This window comes from Streptomyces sp. NPDC001828 (assembly GCF_042892175.1).
Classification (GTDB): Bacteria; Actinomycetota; Actinomycetes; order Streptomycetales; family Streptomycetaceae; genus Streptomyces.
The window spans coordinates 848129-874425 of sequence record NZ_JBIATV010000001.1; the positions used below are offsets into that span (position 1 = coordinate 848129).

Annotated in this window: 19 protein-coding genes; 13 read left to right on the forward strand and 6 right to left on the reverse strand. The window is 73.0% G+C overall.

Annotated features, from left to right (window positions below; translation table 11 throughout):
- Positions 1–40 precede the first annotated feature (40 nt).
- Positions 41–706 (reverse strand): PAS domain-containing protein, encoded by a 666-nt coding sequence (locus tag ACFYZA_RS03945; RefSeq protein WP_382593804.1) that lies wholly within the window; start codon positions 704–706, stop codon positions 41–43.
- 104 nt (positions 707–810) lie between these two features.
- Between ACFYZA_RS03945 and ACFYZA_RS03950 the strand changes: the two genes are divergently transcribed.
- From ACFYZA_RS03950 to ACFYZA_RS04000, 11 genes are all read left to right on the forward strand, one after another.
- Positions 811–3966 carry a cytochrome P450 gene (locus ACFYZA_RS03950; RefSeq protein WP_388486918.1) on the forward strand — a complete coding sequence of 1052 codons (3156 nt, stop codon included), beginning with the start codon at positions 811–813 and terminating at the stop codon, positions 3964–3966.
- Positions 3967–4243: 277 nt separating this feature from the next.
- Complete coding sequence (locus tag ACFYZA_RS03955) at positions 4244–5176, forward strand: NADP-dependent oxidoreductase (RefSeq protein ID WP_388487980.1); 933 nt, start codon at positions 4244–4246, stop codon at positions 5174–5176.
- 189 nt (positions 5177–5365) lie between these two features.
- Entirely contained in the window at positions 5366–6637 is a 1272-nt protein-coding gene (locus tag ACFYZA_RS03960) for an imelysin family protein (RefSeq protein ID WP_388486921.1), read from the forward strand.
- Positions 6634–7866 carry an iron uptake transporter deferrochelatase/peroxidase subunit gene (efeB, locus tag ACFYZA_RS03965; protein WP_388486923.1) on the forward strand — a complete coding sequence of 411 codons (1233 nt, stop codon included), beginning with the start codon at positions 6634–6636 and terminating at the stop codon, positions 7864–7866. Before ACFYZA_RS03960 ends, efeB begins: the two co-directional genes overlap by 4 nt.
- Before the next feature lie 188 nt (positions 7867–8054).
- The gene (locus ACFYZA_RS03970; RefSeq protein ID WP_388486926.1) at positions 8055–9950 is read left to right on the forward strand and encodes a phospholipase C; all 1896 of its coding nucleotides are present in this window, start codon (positions 8055–8057) and stop codon (positions 9948–9950) included.
- Positions 9951–10117: 167 nt separating this feature from the next.
- Entirely contained in the window at positions 10118–11032 is a 915-nt protein-coding gene (locus ACFYZA_RS03975; RefSeq protein WP_388486929.1) for a GH25 family lysozyme, read from the forward strand.
- A 119-nt stretch (positions 11033–11151) separates the two neighbouring features.
- Complete coding sequence (locus ACFYZA_RS03980; protein ID WP_382593909.1) at positions 11152–12756, forward strand: APC family permease; 1605 nt, start codon at positions 11152–11154, stop codon at positions 12754–12756.
- Between the two features lie 214 nt (positions 12757–12970).
- A complete protein-coding gene (locus ACFYZA_RS03985; RefSeq protein WP_388486932.1) occupies positions 12971–15085 on the forward strand; it encodes a hypothetical protein in 2115 nt (704 codons plus the stop codon).
- 55 nt (positions 15086–15140) lie between these two features.
- On the forward strand, positions 15141–16784 hold the full coding sequence (locus ACFYZA_RS03990; protein WP_388486935.1) for an ABC transporter substrate-binding protein: 1644 nt from the start codon (positions 15141–15143) through the stop codon (positions 16782–16784).
- Between the two features lie 141 nt (positions 16785–16925).
- Positions 16926–17411: an Asp23/Gls24 family envelope stress response protein gene (locus ACFYZA_RS03995; protein WP_388486937.1), complete on the forward strand. Its 486-nt coding sequence runs from the start codon at positions 16926–16928 to the stop codon at positions 17409–17411.
- 33 nt (positions 17412–17444) lie between these two features.
- Complete coding sequence (locus ACFYZA_RS04000; protein ID WP_382593777.1) at positions 17445–17786, forward strand: YkvA family protein; 342 nt, start codon at positions 17445–17447, stop codon at positions 17784–17786.
- Here ACFYZA_RS04000 and ACFYZA_RS04005 read toward each other — a convergent pair.
- Complete coding sequence (locus ACFYZA_RS04005; RefSeq protein WP_388486940.1) at positions 17743–19167, reverse strand: pyridoxal-phosphate dependent enzyme; 1425 nt, start codon at positions 19165–19167, stop codon at positions 17743–17745. The genes ACFYZA_RS04000 and ACFYZA_RS04005 overlap by 44 nt on opposite strands.
- Before the next feature lie 182 nt (positions 19168–19349).
- Here ACFYZA_RS04005 and ACFYZA_RS04010 point away from each other — a divergent pair, with 182 nt between their 5' ends.
- Positions 19350–20255: a class I SAM-dependent methyltransferase gene (locus tag ACFYZA_RS04010; protein WP_382593772.1), complete on the forward strand. Its 906-nt coding sequence runs from the start codon at positions 19350–19352 to the stop codon at positions 20253–20255.
- Between the two features lie 3 nt (positions 20256–20258).
- Here ACFYZA_RS04010 and ACFYZA_RS04015 read toward each other — a convergent pair whose 3' ends face one another.
- The 3 genes from ACFYZA_RS04015 to ACFYZA_RS04025 form a co-directional block, all read right to left on the reverse strand.
- The gene (locus ACFYZA_RS04015; RefSeq protein ID WP_388486942.1) at positions 20259–21665 is read right to left on the reverse strand and encodes a hypothetical protein; all 1407 of its coding nucleotides are present in this window, start codon (positions 21663–21665) and stop codon (positions 20259–20261) included.
- Positions 21666–21800: 135 nt separating this feature from the next.
- Positions 21801–23183, reverse strand: coding sequence for an amidase (locus ACFYZA_RS04020; protein ID WP_388486945.1), 1383 nt, complete (start codon positions 23181–23183; stop codon positions 21801–21803).
- Positions 23184–23277: 94 nt separating this feature from the next.
- A complete protein-coding gene (locus tag ACFYZA_RS04025; RefSeq protein WP_388486948.1) occupies positions 23278–24264 on the reverse strand; it encodes a LysR family transcriptional regulator in 987 nt (328 codons plus the stop codon).
- 192 nt (positions 24265–24456) lie between these two features.
- Between ACFYZA_RS04025 and ACFYZA_RS04030 the strand changes: the two genes are divergently transcribed.
- Positions 24457–25710, forward strand: a complete 1254-nt coding sequence (locus ACFYZA_RS04030) for an MFS transporter (protein ID WP_388486951.1) — start codon at positions 24457–24459, stop codon at positions 25708–25710.
- A gap of 27 nt (positions 25711–25737) precedes the next feature.
- Here the strand turns inward: ACFYZA_RS04030 and ACFYZA_RS04035 are convergent, their stop codons facing one another.
- Positions 25738–26151: a tautomerase family protein gene (locus ACFYZA_RS04035; RefSeq protein WP_388486953.1), complete on the reverse strand. Its 414-nt coding sequence runs from the start codon at positions 26149–26151 to the stop codon at positions 25738–25740.
- Between the last annotated feature and the right edge of the window lie 146 nt (positions 26152–26297).

The following is a 26297-nucleotide window of genomic DNA, read 5'->3' on the forward strand; positions in this document are numbered from 1 at the left end:
GCGAACGGAGTTCGGTGCCGGGTGCGGAACGCGCCCCGGCTCACGGGCCGATGAGCCCCTCGGCCGGTACCGGAGGCCAGCGGCCGGGGGCCAGGACGCCGAGCGCGTACGCCTTCGCCACCAGGGCCGTGCGGCCCTGGACGCGCCAGCGCTGCGAGAGCCGCGTCAGGTGGTAGTTGACGCCGTCCACCGTCAGGCCAAGGGCCTTGCCGATGACCGCGGTGGTCGCGCCCGACGCGGCGAGCGCCAGGATGCGGGCCTGCGGCTCGCTCACCGCGACGCGCGGGGGCGGCGGCGGTTCGGGCCGCTCGTCGCGCACGTACAGCAGGGCGAGCAGCACGGGCGTGGGATCGGCGGTCTTGATGGGGTCGATGGTGAACTCGCCGGTCCGCTCGGCGCCGGCCCTGCCGGGCCAGGTCACCTCGATGGGATAACGGGACATGCGCCCTGCCCGCAGGGCGTCCACCAGCCGCTCCAGCTGGCCCTCGGAACGCGGGGTGAACAGCTCGCGCAGCGAGCGGCCGCGCAGCCGGCCGGGCGTGGTGCCCCACTCGGCGGCCATGGCGGGGTTGGCGACGTGCACCTCCCCGTCGATCGCGCAGACCGCGATCGGCAGCGGAATGCGGTCGAGGAGGGTCAGGAAGTGGTTGCGCCAGGCCCCCAGGTCCTCCTCCGCCGCCTGCTCGTCGGCCATGCCGTGTGCCACCGTCCCTCCTCGGCCCGTCCGCAAGTACCGGACGCGATAAACCACTGCACAATCATGCAGTCGCCCGCCCGGGAGCCGGACACCGGGAGGGCGAGGCTTGAGCCATGACGGACATGATCCTGATCCCCACGCCCGCACACCCCGCCGCCGACGACACCGTCCCGCTGGTGGACATCTCGGCCGGCGGTCCCACCGCGACGCCCGTCCAGCAGGCCATGGACCTGGCCCGCGAGCACGGGCCGGCCTTCCGGCGCCGCCTCCACGAACACCAGGTCCTCTTCGTCAGCTCCCTCGACCTGGTCACCGAGCTGGCGGACGAGACCCGCTTCGCCAAGGGCATCTCGAAGGTCCTCGACCACGTGCGGGAGTTCGCAGGCGACGGCCTGTTCACCGCCTACAGCGACGAGCCGAACTGGGCCAAGGCGCACGACATCCTCATGCCCGCCTTCGCGCTCGGCTCGATGCGCACCTACCACCCGGCGATGCTGCGCGTCGCCCGCCGGGTGATCGGCAGCTGGGACCGCAGGGCCGCCGAGGGCGCGGCGGTGGACGTCGCCGACGACATGACGCGGATGACCCTCGACACCATCGGACTCGCCGGATTCGGCTTCGACTTCGACTCGTTCGGGCGGGCCACCCCGCACCCCTTCGTCGAGGCGATGGTGCGCTGCCTTGAGTGGAGCATGAAGCGGATCGGCCGCGCGCCGGGCGCCGATCACACCGCGGCGGACCGGGAGTTCGAGCGGGACTCGGCCTATCTCGCCTCGGTGGTGGACGACGTCATCGCCGCCCGCACGGAGAGCGGGGACACCTCCGTCGACGACCTGCTCGGCCTGATGCTGGGCGCCACACACCCGGCGGACGGCACCACCCTGGACGCGGCCAACATCCGCAACCAGGTCATCACCTTCCTCATCGCCGGCCACGAGACCACCTCGGGCACCCTCTCCTTCGCCCTCTACCACCTCCTGAAGGACCCGACCGCGCTGCGCATGGTCCAGCGCGAGGCCGACGAGCTGTGGGGCGACACCCCCGACCCGGAGCCCACCTTCGAGGACATCGGGAAGCTGCGCTTCACCCGCCAGGTACTGAGCGAGACCCTGCGCCTGTGGCCCACGGCCGCCGCCTTCACCCGGCAGGCCCGCGAGGACACCCTGCTGGGCGGGCGCGTGCCGCTCGCCGCCGGTGACCTCGTCACGGTGCTCACGCCGATGCTGCACCGCGACCCGGCCTGGGGCGACAACCCGGAGCTCTTCGACCCCGCACGGTTCACACCGGAGGCGGAGGCGGCCCGCTCGCCGCACGCCTACAAGCCCTTCGGAACCGGTGAACGGGCTTGCATCGGGCGGCAGTTCGCGCTCCACGAGGCGACCATGCTCCTCGCGCTGCTCGCCCACCGCTACCGCTTCCTCGACTCCAGCGACTACCGGCTGCGGATCAAGGAGACCCTCACCCTCAAGCCCGAGGGCTTCACGCTCTCCCTGATCCCGCGCACCCCCGCCGAGCGCTCCCTGAACCGGCTCGCCTTCCCCGGTGCGGCGGCCGCCGCGTCCGCCGAGGCCGCCGCCGGGCCCGAGCTGCCCTCCCGCGTGCGGCAGGGGACCGGCCTGCTGCTCCTGCACGGCACGAACTACGGCACCTGCCGCGAATTCGCCGAACGCCTGGCCGCCGAAGCCGCCGGTCTCGGCCTCGCCACCGAGATCGGCCCGCTCGACGCGCACGCGGGCGCGCTGCCCGAGGACCGCCCCGTCGTCATCGTCGCCGCCTCCTACAACGGACAGCCGACCGACGACGCGGCGCGCTTCGTCCGCTGGACCGAGGAGGCCGAGCCCGGCACGGCCGACGGCGTGCCGTTCGCGGTGCTCGGCGTCGGCGACCGCAACTGGGCCGCCACCTACCAGCGCGTGCCCACCCTCATCGACGAGCGGCTCGCGGCCCTCGGCGGCGACCGCCTGCTGCCCCGCGCCGAGGCCGATGCGTCCGGCGAACTCATGGGCACGGTAAGGGAGTTCGCGGCTGCGCTCCGGGTGGCGCTGCTCGAACGGTACGGCGACCCCGAGAGCATCGGTGCCACCGCCGCCCCCGCCGAGGCCGCGTACACCGTCACCGAAGTCACCGGCGGACCGCGCGAAGCCCTCGCCGCGCGCCACGGCCTGTGCGAGATGACCGTCACCGAGGCCCGCGACCTGACGGCGCCCGGCCACCCCCGGCCCAAGCGCTTCGTGCGCCTGGCCCTGCCCGACGGCGTCGACTACCGCACCGCCGACCACCTCACGGTCCTGCCCGCCAACTCGCCCGCCGTCGTCTCCCGGGCCGCCACCGCCCTCGGCGTCGACCTCGACACCGTCCTCAGCATCCACGCTCCGGGCGCCACACCTGCCGCGCTGCCGGTCGACCGACCGCTCTCGGTACGTGAACTCCTCACCCGGCACGTCGAGTTGGGCGGACGGCCGACCCGCGACCAGATCGCGCTGCTCGCCGCGCGCAACCCCTGCCCGCCCGAGCGCGCCGCCCTCGAACACCTCCCGGCCGACGACCCGCGCCCGCTGCTCGGCCTCATCGAGGACCACCCCGCGCTGCGCGGCGCCCTCGACTGGCCCACCGTCCTGGAACTGCTGCCCCCGCTGCGGCCCCGCCAGTACTCCGTGTCCTCCTCGCCCGCGCGCGACCCGCGCCACGCCGACCTGATGATCTCGCTCAACCCGGGCGGCACGGGCTCCGGCCATCTGCACTCGCTGCGGCCCGGCGACACCGTGCTCGCCCGGATCCAGCCCTGCCGCGAAGCCTTCCGCATCGCGCCCGACGCACCGGAACCGGTCATCATGATCGCGGCGGGCACCGGCCTGGCCCCCTTCCGCGGCGCGGTCGCCGACCGCCTGACGATCCCTCAACCCGCCCCGGCCGTCCTCTACTTCGGGTGTGACGCACCGGATTCGGACTTCCTGCACGCCGACGAACTGCGGGCCGCCGAACTGGCCGGAGCCCTCTCCCTGCGCCCCGCCTTCAGCGCCCCAGCCGAAGGCGCCGGCCGCTTCGTGCAGCACCGCATCGCCGAGGACGCGGACGAGCTCTGGCCGCTCCTGGAGGCGGGCGCCCGGGTGTATGTCTGCGGCGACGGAAACCGGATGGCGCCGGGTGTGCGCGAGGCATTCCGCGAGCTGTACGCCCTGCGTACCGGAGGCTCCGCCGAGGAGGCCGAGCACTGGCTGGACCGGCTCACCGCCGAGGGCCGGTACGTGGAGGACGTGTACGCGGGCTGACCACCCGGTACGTGGAGGACGTGTACGCGGGCTGAGACGACCCAGTGCTGGCTGTCCCGGCTCGCGGGCCGGGACAAAACCGGCACCGCGGACCCGGGGATGCGGCTGGGACACCCGGGTACGCGCTCCCCGGCCGGGCGAGCAGTCCGCCCGGCCGGGGAGCGCGTCCGCGCGGCGCGCACCAGAATCGTAGGAACCGGGACGGCCGCCCCAGGGCGAGTCCGCCCACCTCGACATCGGGAGAGAGCACGCGATGCCCACCAGCTCCGCAAGCACCATGAAGGCCATGACGTACGCCTCGTTCGGGGACAACTCGGTCCTCGGCCTGACCGAGCAGCCCCTGCCCAAGGTGGGCCCCGGCGAGGTGCTCGTCCGGGTGCGCTGCGCCGCCGTCAACCCGGTCGACTGGAAGATCATGTCCGGTGGCCTCGACGGCATGATGGACACGGTCTTCCCGGTGGTCCCGGGCTGGGACGTCGCCGGTGTGGTGGAGCGCGTGGGCATCGACACCCCCGAGTGGAAGGAGGGGGACGAGGTCTTCGCGTACGCCCGCAAGGACTATGTGCACGGCGGCACCTTCGCGGAGTACGTCACCGTCCCCGTACGGGCACTCGCGCGCCGGCCCAAGTCCCTGAGCTGGGAGGAGGCGGCCGGCCTGCCGCTCGCGGGGCTCACCGCGCGGCAGACCCTGACCCGGCTCGGCACCGGCGAGGGGGACACGGTCCTGGTGCACGGGGCGGCCGGGGGCGTGGGCACGTTCGGCGTACAGATCGCGAAGGCGCTGGGCGCGCGCGTGATCGGCACCGCCTCCGAGCGCAACCACGACCGGCTGCGCGAACTGGGGGCCGAACCGGTGACGTACGGCGACGGCGTCGCCGACCGCGTCCGGGGTCTCGCACCCGACGGGGTCGACGTCGTCGTCGACTACGTGGGCGGGGTCCTCGACGCCACCCGGGCGGTGCTGCGCGAGGGCGGCCGCCACGCCTCGATCGCCGACCCCTCCGTCCTGGAGGCGGGCGGCCAGTGGATGTGGGTACGCCCCGACGGCCCCGGGCTCGAAGCCCTCGCCGCGCTCGCGGACGCCGGACAGCTCAGCGTCCCGGTCGCCGAGACGTTCCCCCTGGAACGCCTGGCCGACGCGTTCGAACTCAGCCAGGAGGGCCACACCCACGGCAAGATCGTGATCCGGGTCGGCGGGGACTCGGCGTAACCATCGCCGTCCGCGACCCGGACCGGTGACATGTCGGCGGCACAGGGGTAGATCTGGACGCACGCCCGGCCGGGTGTGCGTCCGCGCCGGGCGGGCTGCCTAGCATGAGCGGGCCCAGCATGAGCGGGCCCAGCATGGGCGGTGGCCGTCTCCCGCTGTCCCCGCCGCCGACACGAACGGAGTGCCGTGATGAGCGACCCCGACCGGGGGCCGGTTCAGGAGCCGGCCGAGCCCGAGGCCGGGTCGGCGACACGGGTGCGGGCGGCCTGGCCGACCGGCGGCCGTCGGCTCGGCGCCGCTCTGGCCGTGGTCGCCGTCGCCGTGGGCGCGGGTGTCTGGGCGCTCGGCTCGCTCGGCGACGACGGCCCGGACGCGAAGCGCCCGGCCGCCGGAGGACCGACCACCGTCGAGGTGTCGACCGGCGCCTGCGGCAAGGGCTGGAGCGGCGCGGTGGCGGGCCCCCAGGTCTTCGCACTGCGCAACACGTCCTCGACGGCGGCCGAGGTCGACCTCAAGGACCCCGCGACCGGCGCTGTCCACGGCGAGGTCGAAGGCCTCGCCCCCGGCACGACGCGCGAGCTGCGGGTCGTCCTCGGCGGGGGCTCCTACGCCTTCACCTGTCTGCCGGACGACGCCGACGCCGTGACCGGCCCCACCGTGAAGGTCACCGGCCCCCGAGCCGGCGGCGGCCCGGCCACGGTCCCCGTCACCCAGCACGACCTCATCCCGGTGGCCCTCGCCCATCAGCGCTGGATCGCGGCGCGAACGGTCGAACTCGCCGAGCGCACCGATGAGTTGAAGCGCGCCGTGGACGACGGCGACCTCGGCGCGGCACGTTCCGCGTGGCTGCCCGCGCACCTCGTCTACGAGCGCATGGGCGCCGCGTACGACGCGTTCGGCGAGGCCGACGGGGCCATCAACGGATCGGGGCCCGCCCCGGCCGACGCGGCATCCGGCCAGGACTTCGAAGGCTTCCACCGCGTCGAGTACGGGCTGTGGCACGGCGAGTCGGCCGCCTCGCTGCGCGTCCACGCCGACCGGCTCGCGCAGGCCGTGCACGCCCTGCGCGACAGCTGGCCGCAGGAACGGCTCGACCCCGCGCAACTGGGCCTGCGCGCCCACGAGATCCTGGAGGCCACCGCGCGGTCGGAGTTCACCGGCCGCACCGACTACGGCAGCGGCACCAGCCTCGCCACCGCGCGCGCGAACCTCGACGGCACCCGCGAACTCCTCACGCTGCTGCGGCCGTTGCTCACCACCCGCTATCCCGGCCTGCCCCGGCTCGACGCCTGGCTCGACCGCACCCAGCACACCCTGGACGGCTTCGGCCACGACGGGCGGTGGACACCGCTGGACCGGCTCGGCCGCCGGGACCGGCAGCGGCTCAACAGCGACATCGGGCAGGCGGTGGAACTCCTCGCCCCGGTGGCGACGATCTGTGACGCGCGGAGGACGACATGAGCGAGGTACGACGCCGGGGCTTCCTGCGGGGCGCGGCAGCCGGAGTGGGCGCCGCGGTCACCGGCGCGGCCCTGTCCGGCGCGATCCCGCGCCCGGCCCCGCCGGAAGCGGCGGACCCGGCGGCCGCGCACCTGGACTTCCACGGCGTTCATCAGGCCGGCATCCTCCAACCCCCGCAGCGCGCAACGGCGTTGGTGTCCTTCGACGTGACCGCCGTGGACCGCGGGGAGCTCACGGAGCTGCTGCGCACGCTCACGGACCGGGCCCGCTTCCTGGCCACCGGCGGTTCGCCCGCCCCGCTCGGGATCACCGCGCCGCCCAGCGACTCGGGCGTGCTCGGGCCGCAGGGGCCCACGGGCGGCGTGACGGTCACGGCGGGCGTCGGCGCCTCCCTCTTCGACGACCGGTACGGCCTCAAGGGCCGCAAGCCGGCCCGGCTCGCCACGATGCCGGCCTTCCCCGACGACGACCTCGACCCTGCCTGGTGCCACGGCGACCTGAGCGTGTGGCTGTGCGCCGACAGCCAGGACGTCGTGCTGCACGCCCTGCGCGACCTCGCCCGGCACACCCGCGGCGGGATGCAGGTGCGCTGGCGCATGGACGGCTACACCAGCCCGCCCCGGCCCAGCGGAACTCCCCGCAACCACATGGGGTTCAAGGACGGCACCGCCAACCCCGACACCGCCGACGCGGCCGCGATGGACCGGCTCGTCTGGGTGGGCCCCGGCGGCGCCGAGCCCGCCTGGACGGCCGGCGGCAGCTACCAGGTGGTGCGGCTCATCCGGATGCTGGTGGAGTTCTGGGACCGGGTCTCGCTCAGCGAGCAGGAGCGGATGGTCGGCCGCAACCGGGACACCGGCGCCCCGCTGGACGGCTCCGCCGAGTTCGACGCACCGAAGTTCGCGGAGGACCCCAAGGGCGACGTGATCCCGCTCGACAGCCACATCCGGCTCGCCAACCCACGGTCCGGGCAGCCGAGCGAGAACCAGCGCGTCCTGCGCCGCGGCTACAACTACGACCGGGGCATGGACAGCAACGGCGACCTCGACATGGGGCTGGTCTTCTGCTGCTACCAGCAGGACCTGTCCCGCCAGTTCGAGACCGTACAGAAACGGCTGAAGGGCGAGCCGTTGGCGGACTACATCAAGCCGTTCGGCGGCGGCTACTTCTTCGCGCTGCCCGGAGTACGCGACCACGCCGACTGGTTCGGCCGCGCCCTGCTCGCCTGACCTCCGCCGACCGGGCGAACTCGGCAAACGGAGGGTCAAGTTTTCGCCTGATGTCCCGGGCGGCTTGTCCACCATGGGGACACGGTGTCGCCGTCGCGGTGTAGTGGTCCGCGCGAAGCATCGCGATTCGTCAACGACAGCAGCACGGAGGCGGCCGTCCGCCGGGCGCCAGTGGAGGCACGCGGAGCATGGGCAGCAGAGGCAGCGCGGCGGGTCGGGGACGCAGGGCCGGACGGTGGGGGACGTTCGCCGGAGCGGCGGCACTCGGCCTGCTGAGCGGTACGGTCCCGGCCGCCGCACACACGGCGGACCGCCCCGGCGGCCAGACGGCCACCCCGGTCAAGCACCTCGTGGTGCTCTTCCAGGAGAACGTGTCGTTCGACCACTACTTCGGCACCTACCCGGTAGCGGCCAACACCGACGGCACGAAGTTCACCCCCGACAGGCGGACCCCGAAGGACGTCAACACCCTGCGCAACGCGGGCCTGTTGACCAAGAACCCCAACCAGTACCTGCCCAAGCGGCTCACCCCCGAGCAGGCCATGACCTGCGACCAGAACCACAGCTACGGACCCGAGCAGTACGCCGCCAACGGCGGCAGAGCCGATCTGTACGTGCAGAACACCGACTCCGGCAAATGCTCGGGCAACCTGTTCGGCGAGCCCGGCCTGGTCATGGACTACTACGACGGCAACACCGTCACCGCGATGTGGAACTACGCCCAGCACTACTCGCTCGGGGACAACTCCTTCAGCACCACCTACGGCCCCTCCACACCGGGCGCGGTCAACCTCGTCTCGGCCCAGACCCACGGCGTGATCTCCACCGACCCCGCGTCCGGCACCGAGCATCCCGAGCAGACCGCCACGCCCGACCCGTACGCCGTGGTCTCGCCCGACGCGGACGGCGTCGGCACCCTCGTCAACGACCCGGAACCGGCGTACGACGACTGCTCGGGCAAGGACCACACCAGCACCAGCCCGCTTGCCGCACTGAAGGGCCGCAACATCGGCGACCTGCTCAACCGGCAGAAGGTGACCTGGGGCTGGTTCCAGGGCGGCTTCCGGCCCAGCACCGCCTGGGACGGCGAGCAGGGGCACTACGCCAAGTGCTCGGGCACCACCCACACCAACGTGGGCGGCGCCGCGGCCATCGACTACAGCCCGCACCACGCGCCGTTCCAGTACTACGCGTCGACGTCCAACCCGCACCACCTGCCGCCGGAGAACACCGCCGAGATCGGCCACGACGGGCAGGCCAACCACAACTACGACCTCACCGACTTCGACGCCGCGCTCAAGGCCGGCAACCTCCCCGCCGTGAGCTTCCTGAAGGCCCCGCAGTACCAGGACGGCCATGCCGGCTATTCCGACCCCCTCGACGAACAGCACTACCTCGTCCAGCGGATCAACAAGATCCAGCAGTCCCCGCAGTGGAAGGACACCGCGGTCGTCGTCGCCTACGACGACTCCGACGGCTGGTACGACCACGCCTACGCCAAGCCGCAGAACGGCTCCAAGGACACCAAGCCCGGCTCCGACGGCAGGGCCCCCGACAGCCCCGCCTGCCAGGCCGGGCCCGCGGCCGCCGGCGGCTACTCCGACCGCTGCGGCCCCGGCACCCGTCAGCCGCTGCTCGTCATCTCCCCGTACAGCAAGGTCAATTCGGTCGACCACACCCGGACCGAGCAGGCGTCCATCACCCGCTTCATCGAGGACAACTGGCGCACCGGACGCATCGGTGACGCCTCCTTCGACGCCCGCGCGGGCTCGCTGACCGAGGCCTTCGACTTCAAGCACCCCAACGGCAAGCAGGTCCTGCTCAACGCCGACGGATCGGTCAAGTCCGTGCGGGACATCCCCGAGCACCCGGCGCCGCCCGCCGAGGGCCCCGGGGCGACGGCCGCCGCGGGCAGTGCCGGGAACACCCCGGTGACCCGGGCCGCCGGTGCGGCCCTCGCCGAGTCGGGCTCCTCCTCGACGCTGCTTCCGGCGGGGATCACCGCGGGTGCGCTCGCGGTCGGCGGGGCGGGCATCGCCCTCGCCCTGCACCGCCGCAGGAACCGCAGGACCGCCACCCGGTAGCACCAGCAACACCCGCTTGCCGAAGGGCCGCCGACACCGTCGGCGGCCCTTCGCGCTGCCCACCGAAGACACGTGCATGACACGCCCGTTCGGGAGTCGGGCCGCCCCGACGCGGGCAAGCAACAGGTAGGAACAGTCGGTTCCGCCACCTCGCGGAAGGACCCCCGATGGGGATCTACGGGCAGGACTGGGCGTCGTACCAGTCGTCGACACCGGATACGAGCGGCCTGTCCTTCGCCTTCGTCAAGGTCACCGAAGGACTCTCCTACATCAACCCGAACTGGGTGTCCCAGCGCGACCACGCGAAGGCCAACGGCCTCGTGTGGGGCGGATACCACTACCCCAACATGGCCAACAGCGCCCGGGCCGAGGCCGATTACTTCATCGACCGGGTCGACTGGCAGCCCGGCGATGTCGTCATCCTCGACTGGGAGGGCTACGACGCGGCGAACTCCCGCGTCGCCAAGTCGACCCAACGCGCCTACAAGGACGCCTGGTTGAGGTACGCCAAGAGCCGCCTTCCGCACAACCCCGTCGGCATGTACGCCAACCTCGACTACTGGTGGAACGTCGACCAGGACGGCTACTACGCCGACTTCCTGTGGATCGCCACGGCCGGGCGCGCGGCCGGGGACCCCGGGATCCAGGCGAACTGGCTGTTCCACCAGTACGGCGAGTCCAACGGCCTCGACCGCGACTACTGCCGCCTCGCCAGCACGAGTGAACTGCGCGGCTGGGCCCTCTCGTTCCAGCCCTCACCGCCTCAGGAGACCGACATGCCCCAATGGATCACCGGCCGCGTCGACCCGGGCGCTCAGCCCACCGTCGTCCTGCTGCCGCACGGCACCGCCTGGGCCGGCTTCAACCGCCGGCTGCACCTCGGCATGGACCAGATCACCGACGTCCCGGCGGTCGGCTCGGTCCGCGTCGCCCTCCACAACGGCACCGGGTGGCGCGACATCGAGGACGTGCGGGTCGAGGCGGCGAGCGGCACGGTCGACGTGAACATCACCAGCGGCGATGTGAAGCTGAGCCTGCAGACCGACACCGCGGGCGTCACCTTCGCCGTCGAGACCTGGTAGGACCCGCGCGAAACCCGCCGGGACTTGTCGCCCTCCTCGGGGACGCGAGGCGCGGGGCGTGACACGCTGGGCACTCTTGTGTCCCGAGTCATGCAAGGAGGCGGGTGCGCGTGCGGCCGATCGAGGCGGGGGAGGACCCCGGGATCCTGACGGTGCTCGGCGAGGAGCGGCGGCTCCGCAAGGAACTCGGCTTCTGGAGCCTGACCGCGATCGGGTTCTCCAACATCCTCGGCTCGGGCTGGCTGTTCGCCGCGATGTTCGCCGCCCAGACGGCGGGCCCCGCGGCCCTCCTCTCCTGGGTCGGGGCCGGCGTGCTGTGTGCCCTCGTGGCGCTGGTGATGGTGGAGCTCGGAGCCACCCGCCCCGAAGGCGGCGGCACCGTGCGCTGGCCGCTGTACGCCAGCGGGCGCCTGGTCGGCACGGTCGTCGGATGGTCGGTACTGCTGTCGGTCGGCGGCACCGCGGCGGAGATCAGCGCGATCATGCAGTACGCGGCGCACTATCTGCCCGGGCTCTACGACCACGGCCGCCTCACCGGCGCGGGCCTCGCCGTGGCGACCGGTCTGAGCGTGCTCCTGACCGCGCTCAACTGGTTCGCGGTGCGCGCCTTCGCCCGCCTCAACAACCTGGTGTCCCTGTTCAAGGTCCTCATCCCGGTCCTCACCGTGGTCGCCCTGTTCCTGTCCGGGACGCACTCCGGCCGCCTCACCGACCACGGCGGCTTCGCACCGTACGGCTACGCGGCCTGTCTGACCGCGCTCGCCGGAGGCGGGATCGTGTACTCCGTCAACGGCTTCCAGGCACCCCTCGACTTCTCCGGCGAGGCCCGCAACCCCCGCCGCACCGTGCCGCTCGCCGTGCTCACCGGCATCGGGCTCGCGGTGCTCGTCTACCTCGGGCTGCAGCTCGCCTTCCTGTTCACCGTGCCCGACTCGCTGCTCGGCCACGGCTGGCACGGCGTGAACTTCGAATCGCCCTTCGGCCAGCTCGCCCTCGTGCTCAACCTGCACTGGCTCGCCACCCTGCTGTACGCGGACGCGGTGGTCTCACCCGGCGGTTCGGCCTACGTCGGGGTCGCCATCGACGCCCGGCACACCTACGCCCTCTCCAAGAACGGGCTGCTGCCCCGCTACTTCATGCGGATCGACCCCGGCTCCGGCACGGCGCGCCGGGCCCTGGTGCTGAACCTCCTCGTCATCATCGTCTTCATGCTGCCGTTCGGCGGCTGGCAGGACATCGTGAGCGTGATGGGCGACATGTACCTCATCGTGTACGCGGCCTCGGCCGTCGCCGCCGCCGCGTTCCGCGCCCACGACCGGGACCAGGGGCTTCCGCCCGCGGACGGCCAGGTCGCCGGAGTGAACTGGATCGCGCCGATCAGTTTCGTGGTGGCCAGCGAGTTCGTCTTCTGGTCGGGCTGGCACCATCTGCGGCTCGCCCTGCCGCTGGTGCTCGCGGGCGTCCCCCTGTTCCTGATGCTGCGGCGCGACGCCGAGGGCCGGTCCACCCGCGTCGAACTGCGCCACGGCGCGTGGCTCGTCTTCCACCTGGCCGCGCTGACCCTGCTGTCCTGGCTCGGCACGTTCGGCGGCTCGGGCCGGCTGCCGGCCCCGTACGACTCCGTAGCGGTGGGAGTCCTCGCGCTCGGTGTCTTCGTCTGGGCGGTCCGCTCGGGCGCGGCCCACCTCAGGACGGCTCCGGTCACCTCCCTGCCGACCGACTGACCGCCACAACTGGGCGTCCCCACAAGGGAGATGGGCCGCCTCCGCATGCCGAATCCACTCAACTGCCCCACGCCCGCCCATCCGGCCGGCCGATGTGGTGGAACACCCGTCGCAACCTGTCCCTCCAGTGTTACCTTCCGTGTCAATCGATGCCGAAGGTGCGCCTTTGGCAGGTCGGTTCCGGGGGACGGTGAGTGCGGTGGGGGATCTTGACGTGGCAGAGGGCGCGGATGCGTTCCTGCGGCACATGTTGTGGCGGTATCCGGGTCAACGGCAGCCGATCGTCGCGCTGTTGGGCCCGAGGCAGTCGGGCAAGACCGACCTGCTGAGGGCCGTGTCGAGGGCGTGCGGCGGCACGGTGATCCACGCGGGGCTCGACTTCGAGGAGAACCCGGTCGACCCGGTCTCCGCGGCCGCGCTGGCCGCGTTCCAGATGATGCGCGGCTGGGACAACCTGCGCCGGGGCCCGGTGTTCCACCGCTTCGGGCTCGGCCTGCTCGCCCTCAACGAGAACCTGGACGCCGACCGCGGCCGGGCCACCACGCAGATCCGCGAACTCATCCAGCAGTACGTCCGCAGCACCCGGGGCGGCAGGATCGCCACGAATCTGGAAGGCGCCGCTGCGGGCGCCATGGACGTCGTCACCCAGGGCGTGTTGAGCCCCCTGGTGTCCGGGCCCGCGCGCGAGGTGGTCGCCGCGGTCCGCGAACAGGCCAAGCCCGTCATCGGCTCGCTGTTCCAGAGCGCCGCCCGCTGGGGCGTACGGGACGCGCTGCGCTGGCACATCAGCGTTCCCGAGGCCGAGTCCGCCCGCTCCATCGACGCGCTGATCCGGCTGAGCTCCACCTCCCGGTCCGCCGCCGTCGGCCCCCTGATGGCGGCGTTCCTCGCCGACGTCAAGGACCAGGCCGAACGGCACCCGCCCATACGCTCCGCCTGCTCCTGTGCGCTGCCCGCACACGGCGCCCGCCGCGACCGGCACGACCACGCGTGGGTGCTCCTGGTCGACGGGGCGCAGACCCCGTCAGGGCGCCGCTTCCTGACCGAACTCGCCGGTGCCCGCGCCCGCAACCAGCTGTCCGACCTGGACGGAACGGGCGCCGCCGACCCCCTGCTCGTCCTGTCCGCCTGCGCGCAGTGGCAGTCGGAGTGGACGTCCTGGTGGTGCGAGCCCTGGCGCTCGACCCCGCTGGCCGCCACGCCGCAGCGCCGCGTCCCGCTGCTCTCCCGCGCCACCCGCACCCTGTGGGCCAGTGAGAACGACGCGGCCGTCGGCGTCGAACGCGGACCCGCGGCCGCCTGGTGGTACCCGGTGTGGCTCGATCCGATGACCGAGGAGCAGGTCGGCTACTCGATGGACCGCTCCGACCCGTCGCCCGCCCGGCCGCTGCCCGCATCCGTCGTACACCGTCTGACCGGGGGCCACCGGGGCGCCGTCTCCGCCGTCCTGGAGGAGCCGTTCGGCGTCCACCCCGGCCCGCACGGCCCCGCCGTTTCCCTGCTCGACCCCGCCGACGAGGACGGCACACCGCTGTGGTCGCACGCCCTGGAGACCAGCCTGCCCGAAGGGCTGCCCGTCCCCGGCACCAACTGGAGCACCGCCCCCGCGATCGTCCTCGCGGCCGCCTACCTCTCGGACGTGCGCACCGCGCACGACCCACGCCTGCCGGCCGACTCCACGGAACTCCCGCGCAGCCTCGAGCTGTTGCGCCGCCACCTGTGGGTGAGCACCTTCACCCACCGGCCGTCGCGCATCCGCCAGATCGGCTGGGGCGACGCCGACGCGCCCGCCACACTGCACCCCTGGCTCGCCCGCTCCGCGCTCACCGCCCTGAACACCGCGCGCCGCACCCAGCCCGCCGAACCCACCCTGTGGCACGAGGTGTTCGCCGAGCAGTCCTTCTCCCTGGCCACACCGGCGGCCCTCGGCGGCGACGCGGCGGCCGTGGAGCGCGGGCTCTTCCACGACCTGGCCCTGGGCCGCTTCGAACCGGTCGCCGCCGCCCTCGCCGACCGCTTCGACGAGGACCACCGCGCCTGGATCCGGCTCCTCGACTACCTGTCGTCGGCGCCCTGCCGGCTGCTGTACGAGCAGTCGCCCCAGGAGGCGTACGCCGGCCTGCTCGGCGGGGTCGAGAGCGCGGGGCAGACGGTGTTCGCGGTGGCCACCGCGAAACTGCTCGCCCTCTTGTGGCTGTACAACGACCCGCTGACCGAGCACACCCGGCGCTGGGACGGCGAGATCCAGGAATGCTTCACCCGCCTCGCGCACAACTCCCGTCTGCTGGACGTCAGTCCGCTCCAGCAGGCGGCGGCCGCCTTCGCCTAGCCCCGCGGCGGACGCGGCAGGCCCGCGTCCGCCGACCGCACCGCAAGGAGTGTCCATGCCACCCGCTGTAGGCAACCCCCGCTTCGGCCGGCTGCGCCGCCACCCCGTGCTGTCGGCCCTCGCGGCGCTCGTGATCCTCGCCGGGCTCGTGTTCGGCGGCCGCTGGGGATACGGCAAGCTCTTCCCGCCCTCGCTGACCTGCGGCGCCGGCCTGACCGCCACGGGCACCCCGTTGGCCTGCGCCGGCGTGAACATCGACAGCGGGCCCTTCACCGACCACGAGCCGCCCCGCATGCGGGAGTTGGAGCACATGGTCAAGTCGGCCAACGACTCGGTGAAGGGCCCCTACACCAGCATCGTCCTGATGCTGGACCTCTCACCGATCTCCGATGTCGACACCCTGACCTACGACTCCCTCTACCCCAACATCGAAGGCGCCCTGACCGCCGTCTGGCGGGCCAACAACACGGCCGCGTACGGCAGTACGCCCGCCATCAAGCTGTACCTCGCCAACATGGGCAGCCAGTACGGCTCGTGGGAGCAGACCGTCGCCCAGCTGAAGGCGAAGGCGAGCTCCGAGCACGTCTCGGCGGTCGTCGGGCTCGGCCAGTCCACCGACCAGACCCGGCGCGCGGCCGCCGCTATCTCCGCGCAGCTGCACATCCCCGTCATCGGTTCCACGGTGACGGGCAACTCGATGAACCTGGACCCGTCCGACCCCACCGGCAAGAAGCAGATCGTCGACATGTTCCGCGTCTCGCCGACGAACTCGGACTCGGTGACCGCGGCCAACCAGTACGTGTCGGGACTGCGGCCCGCGGTGACCTCGCTCGCGGTCGTCGCGGACAGCGTCACGGGCGACGACTACACCCAGACGCTCGCCGAGGACGCCAAGGCCAAGTTCAAGGCGCAGGGCCGCACCGTGACCGTGCTCCCGTACACATCGCCCGTCGATCTGCCCGCCGGGTCGGGCCGTCAGGCCTATCTGGTGCAGCAGTTCAACCTCATGCACGCCAACCTGTGCCAGGCCGCGCCCTCCGTCGTGTACTTCGCGGGCCGGGGCCGCGACCTCGGGGCGTTCGTGGAGAACTGGGTGCAGGGCGCGCCCTGCGGCATCGCGCAGCTGCACATCCTCGCCGGTGACGACGCCTCGGAGTCCATCCGCGACAAGGGCGTCCTGAACGGCATCGCGTCCGGCCGGGTCACCGTCGCCTACACCGCGCTGGCCAGCCCCGACGAGTGGGGCACCCAGTGCCCAGGCTCCGACGCCAAGCACAACTACGACCAGTTCTGGACCGCGTTCACCGGCCGCCCCGACCCCTGCACCGGCCAGCCGCTGACCGCCGACCAGGACGTGGCGACCCTCTCCTTCGACCCCGTCGACCTGGCCAGCGGCCAGGCGATGCTCACCCATGACGCGGCCGTCGCGGCGATCAGCGCCGGGCGGCGCGACGCGGTCGGCCTGAAGAACCCGGGTCTGGAGACCGGCATCCTGCACCAGTTCTACTGCGCGCAGATGCTGCCCGGGGCCAGTGGCTGGCTGTCGTTCAGCAGCGACGGCACCCCTGCGGGCAAGCCCACCCCGGTGGTTCAGCTCGGCTCCGACGGCAAGGCCAAGACGGTCGCCCTGACCTGGCCGGACGGCGCCCCCAACCTCAGCCTGCCGCAGCGCGGCGGCAAGGGCGCGCCCGGCTGCTGACGCGCACACCCGCGGGGGCGCGAAGGCCGCCGCGGGTGAGTGCCCCGATATCCGCATGAACCGCCCGGGGCACGGTACCCGGAAGGAGTGAAGGGGCGGCCGCCCGGGCCGCCACAGCACTCTCCGAGGAGGTGGCTTCGCATGACGGAGCCGATCGGCCAGACCCTGCGGAAACCCGAGTCGGACGAGTTCCGCACGGCCAAGGACAGCACGGTCCTCGAGCCGGCCAAGAGCGGCGTCGGGCAGCCCCCCGCGACCCGTGGGCGGACCACCATCGCGGGCGGCGTCGTCGAGAAGATCGCGGCACTGGCCGCCCGCGAGGTGCCCGGCGTCAACGCCCTGGGCGGTGGCCTGGCCCGTACGCTCGGCGCGATACGGCCGGGCCGCTCCTCCGTGACCCGGGGTGTGAAGGTCGAGGTCGGCGAACGCCAGACGGCCATCGACCTGGAGATCGTCGTCGAGTACGGAGTGAGCATCACCGAGGTGGCCGCCGAGATCCGCCTCAATGTCATCGGGGCGGTGGAACGGATGACGGAGCTGGAGGTCGTCGAGGTCAACATCGCCGTCAGCGATGTGCACCTCCCGGACGAGAGCGAGTCCGAGGCCCCCGAGAGCCGGCTTCAGTAGCATCGCCGCCACCGACCGACGGAAGGCGGCTCGATGAGCACCGAAGTGAAAGTCGGCCTGGTCCTCGCGGCCCTCGCGCTCCTGGCGACCGCCGTGGTCACGGTCGTCCTGACCATTCGGCTGATCAAGGCGCGCAAGATCCTCCAGGACGCCGGGATCCCCCTGACCCACAAGGCGGCCTGGTGGGGCGCGCTCCTCTATGTCCTCAGTCCCGTGGACCTCCTGCCGGACCCGATCTACCTGGACGACATCGGCGTGCTCCTGCTCGCCCTGCGCACGCTGCACATGGCGGCGGCACGCGCCTCGCAGAGCGAGCTCGGCGACGGGAAGCTCAGCGATCGGTGGGCGGCAGAGCGGCCAGGCCGGCTGAAGTGATCAGGGCCTCGGCGCAGCCGTCGCGCAGCACGACCGCCGTGTCCCGGGGATGCCCGGTCAGTGTGTCGAGCGCCTCGTGGGCGGGCTCGCCGTAGCCGAACTGGGGGAGCGGAGGTTCGAGGTGCTGCGACAGGGGGTCCCCGGGGGCCGCGCCGCCGTCCTGGAGGGCGGCTTCGAGCCCGGCCAGGGTCACCGAGCCGGTGAGTTCGGGTGCGGTGGGCCGCCGGTTCGGGCCCGCCGGGCAGGGGCCGGCCGGAAGGACGGGTTCGACCCCGGCGAGCTTCCTGGCGCGGAGCACCTTCAGGGCCTCGCCGACCGGGGTGTGGGTGTTGAGGTAGGGCAGCGGTGAGATGCCGCCGTCCTGAGGGGCGGCGTCGGCGACCCGGGCGGCGCCCGCGTCCCCGTCGAGGAAGCCGAGGCGCAGCATCCAGGCGTCGTTGAAGTACTTGGACAGATACTGGCGTCCGGAGTCCGGAAGGATCACGACCACGACGGCGTCCGCGCCGGCCTCCGCGGCCACCCGGTGGGCCGCGGCCAGTGCGGTACCGGACGATCCGCCCGCCAACAGGCCCTGTTCGCGGGCGAGTTGGCGCAGGGTGTGCAGTGCGTGCCGGTCGGCGACGGGCACGATCCGGTCGACGACGCCGGGGTGGTAGGACGTGGGCCATACGTCGTGTTCGGTGTCCGGGTGCAGGAAGTGCCCGGCCGCCTCGATGAAGTAGGGGCGCCCGTCGCCCCCGGAGTACACGGACGAGGCGGGGTCCGCGCCGATCACCTGGACGGCCCCCTCGCTGACCTCCTTGAGGTAGCGGCCGGCACCGCTGATCGTGCCGCCCGTCCCGACGCAGGACACCAGGTGGGTGACCCGCCCCCGGGTCTGCCGCCAGATCTCCGGGCCGGTCGTGAGGTAGTGGGCCTCGGGGTTGGCCGGGTTGTCGTACTGGTTGGCGAGCCAGCCTCCCGGCGTCGTCCCGGCGAGGTGGGTCGCGAAGCTCATCGGGTGGTCGGGGTGCTGGCGCGGCAGGCCGCCCGGTTTGATCACCACCTCGGCGCCGAGGGCCCGCAGGGTGTTCACCTTCTCCTCGCTGGCCCGGTCCGACACCACCACGACGGCCCGGTACCCCTTCTCCGCCGCCACCAGCGCGAGCCCGATGCCGGTGTTGCCGGAGGTGGCTTCGACGACGGTTCCGCCGGGCCGCAGCTGTCCGTCCTTCTCCGCCTGCTCGATCATGCGCAGACCGATCCGGTCCTTGGCGCTGCCCCCGATGCTCAGGTACTCCAGCTTGGCGTAGACGGCGGCGGTGCCCTCGGTGCGCAGCCTGACCAGCGGAGTGCCGCCGATCAGGCCGAGCGCGGATTCGTGTGCGTCGATGGTGTCCATCACGGCACCCTAGCCAACGGCCGCGCGGGGCAAACGCCGTACGGGGGTGGCGAGTTGGCGCGGAACCGGTGTGCTGGAGCGCGCCGGGTGCCGGCCCTGTGGGCAGCGGCCGCCCAGCACCCCCGTCCCGGAATCAGCAACGAAAGTTGCCGTGCCCGTCCGGCGGGAGCAGGCTCCTCCGCATGAGCGCACACCACGATTCCGGACAAGCACACGCACACGGCCACGGCCACCAGCACGGTGACCTCGACTGGGAGGCCATGGCCGCCCACCTGGAGAACAGCGGCGAACTCCAGCTTCCGGTCCTGCGCCGGACGGCGGCGCGCCTGGGCGAGCTGCTCGGACCGGAGCACGAGGTCCGGCGGGTCCTCGACATCGGCAGCGGGCCGGGCGTGATGACCTGCGTGCTCGCCGACACCTTCGCGGCCGCCGAGACGGTCGCGATGGACGGCGCGCCCGCACTGCTCACCCACACCAAGGGCCGCGCCGAGCGGCTCGGGGTGGGGGAGCGCGTCGGCGTACTGCACGCCGAACTCCCCGAGGGTCTTGACGAACTCGGCGCGGCCGACCTGATCTGGAGCAGCAAGGCCGTGCACCACATCGGCGATCAGCAGGGCGTCCTCGACGCGCTCGCCCGGGCGCTGAACCCCGGCGGGCTGCTCGCGGTGGCGGAGGGCGGACTGCCGACGCGCTTCCTTCCCCGCGACATCGGCACCGGCAGGCCCGGACTTCAGGCCCGGCTCGACGCCGCCCAGGAGTACTGGTTCGAGGTCATGCGGGCCGAACTGCCCGGCAGCGCCAGTGTGGTGGAGGACTGGCCCGCGATGTTCCGCCGTGCCGGGCTCACCCGGGTCGCGAGCTTCACCCTGCTTCTCGATCTGCCGGCGCCCCTGGGCGAGCCGGCCCGCGCCTTCCTGCACACGCAGCTGACGCGCCTTCGGGAGACGATGAGCGAGTCCCTGGACGCGGCGGACATCAAGACCCTCGACCTGCTGCTCGACCGGGAGTCCCCGGACGGCATCCTGCGCCGGGCCGACGCCTTCCTGCTGTCCGCCACCACGGTCCACACCGGCGTGCGCCCCGCCTGACGGCTACCCGGCCGCCTGCCCCTTGGCGAGGGCCCACTCGCGGTGGAGCGCGCCCAGCGGAATGCGGTGCTCGATCACCGGGGTGCCGAACAGGGACAGGTGGAAGTCGAGCCGACCGTCGAGGTCGAAGCCGCCGTGCACCGCCCAGGACGCATGCGCCGACGCCTTGCCGTCGGCGGCCGCGGCGGCCTTGGCGTCGGCCTCGCCGCGCAGGTACGGGGCGAAGTCCGCGGTGACGCCGACGGCCCCGTACAGGCCGACGGAGGCCTCGGCGCCGAGCGCGCTCTTGACGGTCCCGGCGGCCGTGACGCTCGCGTTCACCGGGGTGCTGTGTACGGCCGCCGTGCTGACCGGGTCCCAGCCCTTGCCCGCCGCGTAGCTGCCGCCCACCCGGAAGTCACCCTTGACGTCCTGCTGGACGTCGAGGGTGACCCGGCCGTCGGCCTCCACCTGTACGTAACACGTGAGGTCGAGGCTGACGACGACGGGCACCGGGCCCACCTGGATGACCGGGGCGCTGTGCAGCTTCGCGAACGGGATCCGCCGGGGCGTGCCCGTGCTCGCGGCGGCGCGGCCCTTGAGCGCCCACCGCGAGGACCAGTCACCGCTCATGCCGAGGAAGGCCGAACTCGGCCCGGGCCCGCCGGCCTTGCCGCCGTCGTACGCGAACTCCACCTGCGGGGCGAGCTGGACGAAGCCGGAGACCGACGCCGCGGCCGACGCGGGGGCGTCCTCGGCGGTGTCGATCCCGGCGTTCACATCGAGGCGCAGATTGCCGAGGGGCAGCTCGGCCCCCCGCGGCCCGAACCGTACGCCCCGCGACTTGGCCCACGAGAACGTGACGCCCTTCATCAGGGGCACCACGCTGACCGACGCGGGGTCGACGGGCACCTTGCCGTCGGCCCTGTCGTCCTTGAGGACGGAGGCCAGCGTGGTGGAGGCGGTCTTCACCTCGGTGCCGCGGTCGGTCCTGCCGACGACCTCGGTGACCTTCGCGAGCAGTCCGTCGGGCGCGCCCGGCGCGGGCGCGCTGGCGATGACGTCGCCCGCCGCGACGGGCTGGTCGACGGGCTTGCCCGGCGCGGGGGAGTGGCTCGGCCCGGGCGTGTGGCTGGGCGGGGCGGTGGATATGACGGCGCGTCCGCTCGCCCTGTCGTACGAGGCGACCTTGAGCGAGGACTTCTCCGGCTGCCCCTTGCCGCTACGGGTCCGGGCCAGCGGGGTCGGCTCGGCCGACGGCCGCGGGGCGGCGTTCACTTCGAGCTGCTGGTCCCCGTCGGCCGACGACGAGGGAGTGGCGGCGCTTTCCGGCCCGGCCGCCATGGTGTGGGCGGGCGCCGAGCAGCCCGTGCCGGCCAGCGCGAGCGCGGTCAGGCCGGGGAGCAGGAGGCGTCTGGTGAGCGTGCGCACGTAGGTGTGACCTTCAGGTTGGGGGAGTGGCCATTACCGACAGGTAACGTGAAGATGATCATGCCATGCCCGCCGGGTCACGGTCATCTCGGGATGCGCCAACTCCCCTTGCCCGTAGGTCTGTTGAAGGTTCATCTAGGGGTGCTGCCCGGCCGCCTCCAAGGGGGCGGTGCGCCGCCACGGCTGGAGCTCCTCCAACTGTGCCGCCACATCGAGCAGTTGATGCTCCGAGCCCGGCCGCCCGACGAGCTGGACGGAACCCGGGAGCCCCGACGGCAGCGAGCCGAACGGCACGGCGAGAGCGGGGCGGCCCGAGAGGTTCCACGGCGGGGTCATGGGGGAGCAGGCGGTGTTCACCAGCATGTTGGCCACCCAGCCGCGCTCGTGCCAGGCGTCGGCGGCCGGGCCCGGCCTGGCCAGCGCCGGGGTGAGCAGCACGTCGTACTTCTCGAAGAACGGCTCCAGCCGTTCGTTCAGTGCCGCGCGGTGGTCCGTGCGCAGCATGCCGAGCCGCCCGGCCAGCCGCCCCACCTGGACGTGGCGCCGGGTGCGGGGGGCGAGCAGGCGCGGATCGAGCCCCTCGGCGTCCTGCGCGGTGCCTCCGGTCCAGCGGGCGAGGACGGTCGTCCCGAAGGACAGCGGGTAGGGCGGATGGGCGGTCGCCACGTGATGGCCCGCGCCGGAGAGGGTGCGGGCGGCCCGGCGGGCGAGCGCCGCATGGGCGGCGCCGACGCGGATCCCCGCGATCGGGCTGCGGGTGGAGAAGGCGATGTGGAGCCTGCCGGGGGAGCCGCCCGACGGGCCGTCCGGCCCGTAGGCGCCGACGGGCTCATCGGCGAGCACCGAGAACATCAGCCGCGCGTCCGCGGTGGTCGTCGCGAGCGGGCCGTGCTCCGACATCCCGAACCAGCCGCCGCCGAGCTCGACGGGTATGCGCCCGGTGCCCGGCTTGAGGCCGACGAGACCGCAGTGCGCGGCGGGTATGCGCAGCGAGCCCATGCCGTCGTTGCCGAGCGCGATGGGCACCAGCGCGGCCGCCACCGCTGCCGCGCTGCCCCCGGACGAGCCGCCCGCCGTGCGCGTCGGGTCCCAGGGGTTGCGGGCGATGCCGTGCACCCCGTCCGTCGTGCCGAAGACACACAGCTCGGGCACATGGGTGAGTCCCACCACCACCGCGCCGGCCGCCCGCAGCCGGGCCACCGTGACATGGTCGGCGGTGGCCGGGGCCGTGGGGGTGGCCGCGGAGCCGTTCCGGGTGCTCTCGCCCCGGACCGGCAGGTTGTCCTTGATGGCCACCGGCACGCCCGCGAGCGGCAGTTGGCCCAGATCCGTACGGCTGCCCACCGCGTCCGCCTCCGCGAGCGCGGCGGCGGCGCGCACCACGCGGAACGCCCCGACGCGGTTGTTCACTTCGGCGATGCGGGCCAGGTGGTCGGCGACCACCTCTCGGGGCGTGACCTCCTTGCGGCGCACCGCCTCGGCTATCTCGATGGCGGTCCGGCCTGCCCACTTCGTCACGGTGGCTCCTCGTCGCTGGTGTGGTCACGAAGGCTGAGGAGGCCACTGTGTACGGTCGTACGCCTTCTGTCGATACCGCGATCTTCACCGTCGTTCAGGACCGGTGGAACAACTCGCCGTCACCGCCGAAGCGTTGTGAGGTTGCCGTCACGTGGCTCCAACTCGGCGTCCAGGCAGGAGAGTTGCTGCGATCCGGAGGGGAGGGGGAGGCGAGGTGGTCGCGGAGCGCGGCGAGCGTGGGATGGGGGTTGCCGCTGTGCCAGATCAGGGAGTGCGGGTACACCGGTGTCGGATCGACGAGGGGAATGCGCCGCAGGCCCTGGTCGGCGGGCCAGGCGAACCGGGTCTGCTCGCCGACGAGGGTCGCCAGGACCGCGGAGTCGGCGATGGTGTCGAGCAGCGGCTCGGTGCCGAAGTCGGGTCCTGTCGCCTCGATGGTGAGGCCGAAGGCCGCGGCGAGCGCGTCGTAATACGCCGCCCACTCCGTCCCCGCGACGAGGCCGGGCATCCAGATCCGGTGCCCGGCGAGATCGGCGGGGGTGACCGAGCGGGCCTGGGCGAGCGCGTGGCGCGGCCCGGTCAGCAGCTGCACGGGCTCGTCGTGCACCCGGACGGTCTCGATCCCGTCGGGCAGATCCCGCTCCGGCAGCGTCACCGCGCGGAAGGACGCGTCGATCGTGCCCGAGCGCACGGCGGCGAAGGCCGCCTCGGCGTCGAAGAGCGTCACCACGTCCAGCTCGGTCCCCGGGTGCGCACGGTGGAAGCCGCGCAGCAGGCCGGCGGGCGCGAGGCGCCGGCCGATCACGTCGACGCGCAGCGCGCGGCGGCCGGGCCGGACCGAGGCCGCCGCCCGTTCCTCGGCCTGGAGCAGCGCGCGGGCGTGGGGCAGGAACGCCTGGCCGTCGATGGTCGGCCGGGCCCCGGACGCGGTCCGGGTCAGAAGGCGCACACCCAGGTCCCTCTCCAGCGCGGCGATCCGTTTGGAGACGGCCTGCTGGCTGATCGCGAGATCGGTGGCGGCCTTCTGGAACTGGCCCGCGTCCGCGACGGCGACATAGGTGCGTACGGCGTTGAGATCCACGCCGGGGGATCCTAGGGCATCCGAGGTGAGCCGGGCCGGCCCGGGCGGTCGGTGCCGCCGGGGGCGCTTGGTGCACAATTCCTGGTTGTGGCTTTCCGTCGGACCGGTTGTTTGACCTGCCGCTGTGCCGATCGCTTGGATCTCACTGGTCAACGTGGGGTTGTTTCACCGGGCGGGCGAAGGGTGCTGGGCATGGCGGGCGGGCGGCGGTCGCTGGGGCGGCAGTTCGGATGGCTGTGGGCCGCGTACGGGGTCAGCACCGTCGGCACGATGCTGGCGTTCGACGCGTTTCCCCTGATCGCCATCCTGGTGCTGCACGCCGGCCCCGCCGAGGTGTCGGCGCTCGCCGCGACCGGCCTCGCGGTCGGGACGGTGCTCGCGATCCCGCTCGGCCCGTGGGTCGAGTTCCGCCCCAAGCGGCCGGTGATGGTCGCGATGGACCTGATCCGGTTCGTGGCCGTCGCCAGCATCCCGGCCGCGTTCGCGCTCGGCCTGCTCGGCTTCGTCCAGCTCCTCGTCGTCTCCGTCGTCGTCGGCACGGCCGACATCGCCTTCAGGGCGGCCAGCGGGGCCCATCTCAAAGCGCTCGTCGCGCCGGAGGACCTGCTCGTCGCGAACGGACGGTTCGAGTCCACCTCCTGGACCGCCACCATGATCGGACCGCCGCTCGGCGGGTTCGCGATGGGAGCGTTCGGACCGGTGACCACCGTGACCGCCGACGCGATCAGCTATCTGCTCTCCGCGCTGGGGATCCGCGCGATCGGCGGCAAGGAGGCGCCGCCACCCGTCCGGACGGGAGCCTCGGCACGGCTGCGCCGGGACGAGCTGCTCGAAGGCTGGCGGCACATCCTGACCCACCCCTCGCTGCGCCCCTTGCTCTTCAACACGATCCTGGTCAACGGCCTGATCATGACGACCGCCCCGCTGCTCGCCACCCTCATGCTCGGCTCCCTCGGCTTCGCACCGTGGCAGTACGGCCTCGCCTTCGGGGCGCCCTGCATCGGCGGACTCATCGGCTCGCGCCTCGCGCGCCGGCTCGTCACGCGATTCGGGCAGCGAAGGATCCTGCTGGCCTCCGGAGTGCTGCGCGCGTGCTGGGTGCCCTGGCTGGCGTTCATCGGCCCCGGCGTCGGCGGGCTCGTGCTCGTCGCGACCGTCGAACTCGGCCTGATCACCTGCTGCGGGATCTTCAACCCGGTGTTCGCCACCTACCGCCTGGAACAGACCGGCATGGACCGCGTGGCCCGCACCCTGTCGGCGTGGACGGTCGCCAGCAAGGCGACCATCGCGATCCTGACCGCCCTGGGCGGCGTCCTGGCCGGCCTGACCGGCCCCCGTACCGCGATCGTCGTCGCGGGTGTCCTCATGCTGGCCACCCCGTTCCTGCTGCTCCGGTCCGCCCGCACGCCGAGCCTCGACCCGGAGCCGGTCCCGAGCGCCGGCTGAGCGCATCCGGCCCGATGCGCGGCGCCCTCAAGCGCCGCGCGGGCCGGGGGAGTCGGGGGCCGGCGCGTACTGCGCGACCCCCTCCCCGAGCGACCAGTCGACCGACTCGTTCTCGGTGAGCGCGATGAACACGTTGCGCGGCTCGGTGCCGGCGTACGCGTGGGCGAGTTCGGCGGTCCTCCGGTAGAGCGCCCGCTTCTGATCGGGTGTCCGTCCGGCGCGCAGGGTGATGGCCACGTACACGATCCCGTGGTCCCGGCGCACCCCGAGGTAGTCGTCGTAGCGCAGCGTGCTGTGCGTTCCGTCGTGGCCGACCAGTACCTGGAACCGGTCGTCGGGCGGGATGCCGATCGTCTGGACCAGGGCGTCGTGCACCGCCCGGCCGAGCGCGTCGAGCCGCTCGCTGTCGGCGCCCAGCGCGTCTATACGGACGAACGGCATGGCGGGTTCCCCCTTGCGGTTGGCCGGACACCGGGCGGACATGCGTCCGGCCCTGCTCCGGCGGTGGCGAAACGGTAGCCCGTACATACTAGTAGGTACAGAAACGGCCGACGAGCGGCGCATGCGGCTCGATCCGGGGTCTGGCT

Bases quoted from the DNA above. Each gene is read 5' to 3' on its own strand.
- ACFYZA_RS03995 (WP_388486937.1), top strand. From the start codon at position 16,926: ATGACGGAGCCGATCGGCCAGACCCTGCGGAAACCCGAGTCGGACGAG.
- ACFYZA_RS04010 (WP_382593772.1), top strand. From the start codon at position 19,350: ATGAGCGCACACCACGATTCCGGACAAGCACACGCACACGGCCACGGC.
- ACFYZA_RS04035 (WP_388486953.1), bottom strand. From the start codon at position 26,151: ATGCCGTTCGTCCGTATAGACGCGCTGGGCGCCGACAGCGAGCGGCTC.
- ACFYZA_RS04005 (WP_388486940.1), bottom strand. From the start codon at position 19,167: ATGGACACCATCGACGCACACGAATCCGCGCTCGGCCTGATCGGCGGC.
- ACFYZA_RS03975 (WP_388486929.1), top strand. From the start codon at position 10,118: ATGGGGATCTACGGGCAGGACTGGGCGTCGTACCAGTCGTCGACACCG.
- ACFYZA_RS04030 (WP_388486951.1), top strand. From the start codon at position 24,457: ATGGCGGGCGGGCGGCGGTCGCTGGGGCGGCAGTTCGGATGGCTGTGG.
- ACFYZA_RS03955 (WP_388487980.1), top strand. From the start codon at position 4,244: ATGAAGGCCATGACGTACGCCTCGTTCGGGGACAACTCGGTCCTCGGC.
- ACFYZA_RS03990 (WP_388486935.1), top strand. From the start codon at position 15,141: ATGCCACCCGCTGTAGGCAACCCCCGCTTCGGCCGGCTGCGCCGCCAC.
- ACFYZA_RS04000 (WP_382593777.1), top strand. From the start codon at position 17,445: ATGAGCACCGAAGTGAAAGTCGGCCTGGTCCTCGCGGCCCTCGCGCTC.
- ACFYZA_RS03960 (WP_388486921.1), top strand. From the start codon at position 5,366: ATGAGCGACCCCGACCGGGGGCCGGTTCAGGAGCCGGCCGAGCCCGAG.
- ACFYZA_RS03970 (WP_388486926.1), top strand. From the start codon at position 8,055: ATGGGCAGCAGAGGCAGCGCGGCGGGTCGGGGACGCAGGGCCGGACGG.
- efeB (WP_388486923.1), top strand. From the start codon at position 6,634: ATGAGCGAGGTACGACGCCGGGGCTTCCTGCGGGGCGCGGCAGCCGGA.
- ACFYZA_RS03950 (WP_388486918.1), top strand. From the start codon at position 811: ATGACGGACATGATCCTGATCCCCACGCCCGCACACCCCGCCGCCGAC.